Origin of the sequence: Craterilacuibacter sp. (assembly GCF_051659485.1) — a bacterium.
GTDB lineage: Bacteria > Pseudomonadota > Gammaproteobacteria > Burkholderiales > Chromobacteriaceae > Craterilacuibacter.
The window spans coordinates 1-3,579 of record NZ_JBOFOO010000090.1; the positions used below are offsets into that span (position 1 = coordinate 1).

At 64.3% G+C, this 3,579-nt stretch carries 4 protein-coding genes; 3 read left to right on the top strand and 1 reads right to left on the bottom strand.

Features of this window, described 5'->3' with window-relative positions:
• Positions 1 to 192 precede the first annotated feature (192 nt).
• The gene (locus tag ACRC1E_RS03075; protein WP_438513640.1) at positions 193 to 1,053 is read right to left on the bottom strand and encodes a Rossmann-like and DUF2520 domain-containing protein; all 861 of its coding nucleotides are present in this window, start codon (positions 1,051 to 1,053) and stop codon (positions 193 to 195) included.
• A gap of 78 nt (positions 1,054 to 1,131) precedes the next feature.
• Here ACRC1E_RS03075 and ACRC1E_RS03080 point away from each other — a divergent pair, with 78 nt between their 5' ends.
• The 3 genes from ACRC1E_RS03080 to ACRC1E_RS03090 all read left to right on the top strand — a co-directional run.
• Entirely contained in the window at positions 1,132 to 1,701 is a 570-nt protein-coding gene (locus tag ACRC1E_RS03080; RefSeq protein WP_438513641.1) for a LemA family protein, read from the top strand.
• Positions 1,670 to 2,593, top strand: coding sequence for a hypothetical protein (locus ACRC1E_RS03085; protein ID WP_438513642.1), 924 nt, complete (start codon positions 1,670 to 1,672; stop codon positions 2,591 to 2,593). Before ACRC1E_RS03080 ends, ACRC1E_RS03085 begins: the two co-directional genes overlap by 32 nt.
• Before the next feature lie 19 nt (positions 2,594 to 2,612).
• Positions 2,613 to 3,579: O-acetylhomoserine aminocarboxypropyltransferase/cysteine synthase family protein (locus ACRC1E_RS03090; RefSeq protein WP_438513643.1), on the top strand; the 967-nt coding region annotated here is incomplete at its 3' end.

Here is a 3,579-nt window from a genome sequence, read left to right on the forward strand (position 1 = left end):
GGACTCGGGACTCGGGACTCGGGACTCGGGACTCGGGACTCGGGACTCGGGACTCGGGACTCGGGACTCGGGACTCGGATTTCAGTGTTGCGAACCGACCCAAGCACGTCAACACCGCGGCTCCCAAATCCCGGCTCCCCGATCCCGAAAAACCAAACCCGCCAGCCGCCCCCATTCCCCATTCCCCATTCCCTATTCCCCATTCCCCAACAGCGCCAGCAGCGCCGCCTGCTGCCCCGCATCCAGCCGCTCTCCGGCCAGCTTCACCGTGGCCAGCCCCAGAGCGCGGTACAGCGCCCCGTCGTCCGGCTCCAACACTGTCAGATGCTGCGCCACAGTGCCGGCATCGCCGCGCCCAATGGGGCCGGTCAAGGCTTGCGCCGGCCCTAGCGCCAGCGCGTTGCCCAGCGTTTGCGTCATCAGCGCACCCAGCAGGCGACGGGCAGTGGCATCATCAACCCCGGCCGCCGCCACTACGCCTTGCGCCAGACTCAGCAGCGTCACCAGATAATTGGAGGCGATACTCAGGGCGGCGTGATAGCCCACCTTGCCGCCGGGCTTGAGATAGAAGGGCTCGCCAGCGATGGCCTGCACCAGCATCGCCAATTGCCCGCAGGCATCGCCATCGCCCTCCAGCGCACACAGCGTGCCGCCAAACGTCTCCAGCGCACGCTCAGGCTCGGCGAAAGAAAAAGCCGGATGCAGGCTGGCTGTCAGCGCACCTTGCGCCGCCAATGGCGCAAGCTGCACCGAGTCCAGCGCACCGCTGGCATGAAATACCACTGAACCCGCCGGCAAGACCCGCGCCTCGGCCAGCGCCGCCGCAACAACTGCGATTGCCCCATCCGGCACCGCCAGCAAGGTCAGATCGGCCGCCGGCAGCTCGGCCAGTCGCGTCAAGGCCCGCGGTGCCCCGACAAAGGCCGCCGCCTCGCGAGCGTGCGCCGCTTCGCGGCACAATACGGCCGTCACATGATAAGCGCCGGACAACACCGCCAGACGGCCCAGCACCTTACCCAAGCGCCCGCCGCCCACAATATTCAAACTCTTCACGCTGACTCTCCTCTTCCGTGATTGACGCGCCCCGCGCCAAATATCATCATGGCATTACCAACACTGGGGAGCGTGCTCATGTATTTATGGATGCTATTAGCGGCTGCCACCGTTCTGCTGCTGTACGCCATCAGCCTGTATAACGGTCTGGTCAGGCTCAAGCATGAAGTCACCCGCAGCTGGGCCAATATCGATGTGCTGCTAAAACAACGCCACGACGAGCTACCCAAGCTGGTGGCCGTGTGCCAGCAATATGCCCGCTTCGAACAGGCCACGCTTACCCGGGTGATGGAAGCACGCGCCGCCATACGCAGTGCCGCACGCACGGGCGACGTGGCACGCATAGGCGAGCAGGAAGGCCAGCTACGCGGCTTGCTCGGCCAGATTTATGCCGTGGCCGAAGCCTATCCCGAGCTCAAGGCCGACCAGCAGTTCAGCCTGTTAAGCGAGCGCATCAGTACGCTGGAAAACACCATCGCCGACAGGCGCGAACTCTACAACGAAGCGGTCAACCTCAACAATGTACGCATCGAGCAGTTCCCCGACGTTTTGATTGCGCAGGCACTGGGCTTTAGCAAGGCCAGCCCCTTGCGCTTCAGCAGCGGGGACAAGGCCGATGTGGATATGGCCGCACTTTTTGGGCGCTGAAGTTTTTAGCGGCGCACGCCCAGGCTGGAGCCAGCGCTACGCCGCATTACTGCTTTATCCGGCCCTGCTGTGGAGCAGCTGGCAACTGCGCTTTTTGCCGCTGCAAAGCCTGCTGCTGGCAGGCAGCATCGCCTGCGGGCTTGGCCTGTGGGCGCTCAATTATCGCCGCTACCGCGCGGTGGCCGATACACCGACCGCCCGCACCCGCAGTGCGGCACTGGGTTACACCGAATTCTACGGCCACAGCCGCGCCCACACGCAAGCCCCGCTGTTCTCGCACATCTCCGGCCGCGCCTGTGTCTGGTATCGCTGGCACAAGCAGTATCAGGGGCAAGGCTATCGCCAGCGCGGCATCGAATCGGGGCAAAGCGAAGCCAGCTTCTTGCTGCAGGACGACAGCGGCGGCGAAGTGATCATCCACCCCGAAGGTGCCGGCATCGAGCCCGCACACCAGCGCGTGACAGTGGATGACGGCTGGCGCATCACCGAACAATGGATAGCCGCAGGCGACCCGCTCTATGTACTGGGCACGCTGTCGGCCATCGGCGGCGCCCCCCTCGACGCACAGTTGCGCGCAGAGGTGAAGCTCGAACTGGAACAGCTCAAGCAGGATCAGGCACAACTGCTGGCGCGCTTCGATGGCAATCGCGACGGACGCATCGACCAGCAAGAATGGGAAGAAGCGCGCCAAAGTGTCGCCGCACAAGTGCGGCGCGAATATGCCGAGCTAGCCGCCGCACCGCCAACCCATCACCTGATGGCGCCGGCTGATGGCCGCCCCTATCTGATCAGCCCGCGCTCGCCACGGGCGACCGCCCGCCATTTTCGCACCCTGGCCTGGCTGCATCTTGCCGCCGGCACGCTGGCCTGCCTGCTACAGCTCTACATCTGAACACCCCAAGGAGAAAGCCATGAAAATAGAAACCCTCGCCGTGCATGCCGGTTACAGCCCGGACCCGACCACCAAATCGGCGGCCGTACCGCTGTACCAGACGGCCAGCTACGCCTTTGACAGCACCCAGCATGGCGCCGACCTGTTCGACCTCAAGGTGGCGGGCAATATCTACACCCGCATCATGAACCCGACTACCGATGTGCTGGAGCAGCGCGTCGCCGCACTCGAAGGCGGCATCGGCGCGCTGGCGGTGGCCTCCGGCATGGCGGCCATCAGCTACGCGATCCAGACCATCGCCGAGGCCGGCGACAACATCATCGCCACCAGCACCCTGTATGGCGGCACCTATAACCTGTTCGCCCACACCTTCCCGCAATTGGGGATCAAGGTGCATTTCGTCGACCACCGCGACCCGGCGTCCATCGCGCAATATGTGGATGCGCGCACCAAGGCGGTGTTTTGCGAGTCGATCGGCAACCCGCTGGGCAACGTGGTCGACTTCGCCGCCTTCGCCGATGAAGCACACAAGCACGGCCTGCCGCTGATTGTCGACAACACCGTGCCCAGCCCTTACCTGTGCCGCCCGTTCGAACACGGCGCCGACATCGTGGTGCACAGCCTGACCAAATATCTGGGCGGCCACGGCACCAGCATCGGCGGCATCATCGTCGATTCCGGAAAATTCCCGTGGGGCGAACACGCCGGGCGCTTCGTGCGCCTGAATACGCCGGACGTCAGCTACCACGGTGTCAACTACGTCGAGGTGCTGGGGGCGGCCGCCTATATCGCCCGTGCCCGCGTGGTGCCGCTCAGGAATATGGGCGCAGCCATCTCGCCGTTCAACGCGCGTGAAATCCTTATCGGTATCGAAACGCTGGCGCTACGCATGGACCGTATCTGCGACAACACCCTCAAGGTCGCGCAATATCTGGCCGCGCACCCGAAAGTGGAATGGGTCGAATACGCGGCACTGGAAGGCAACC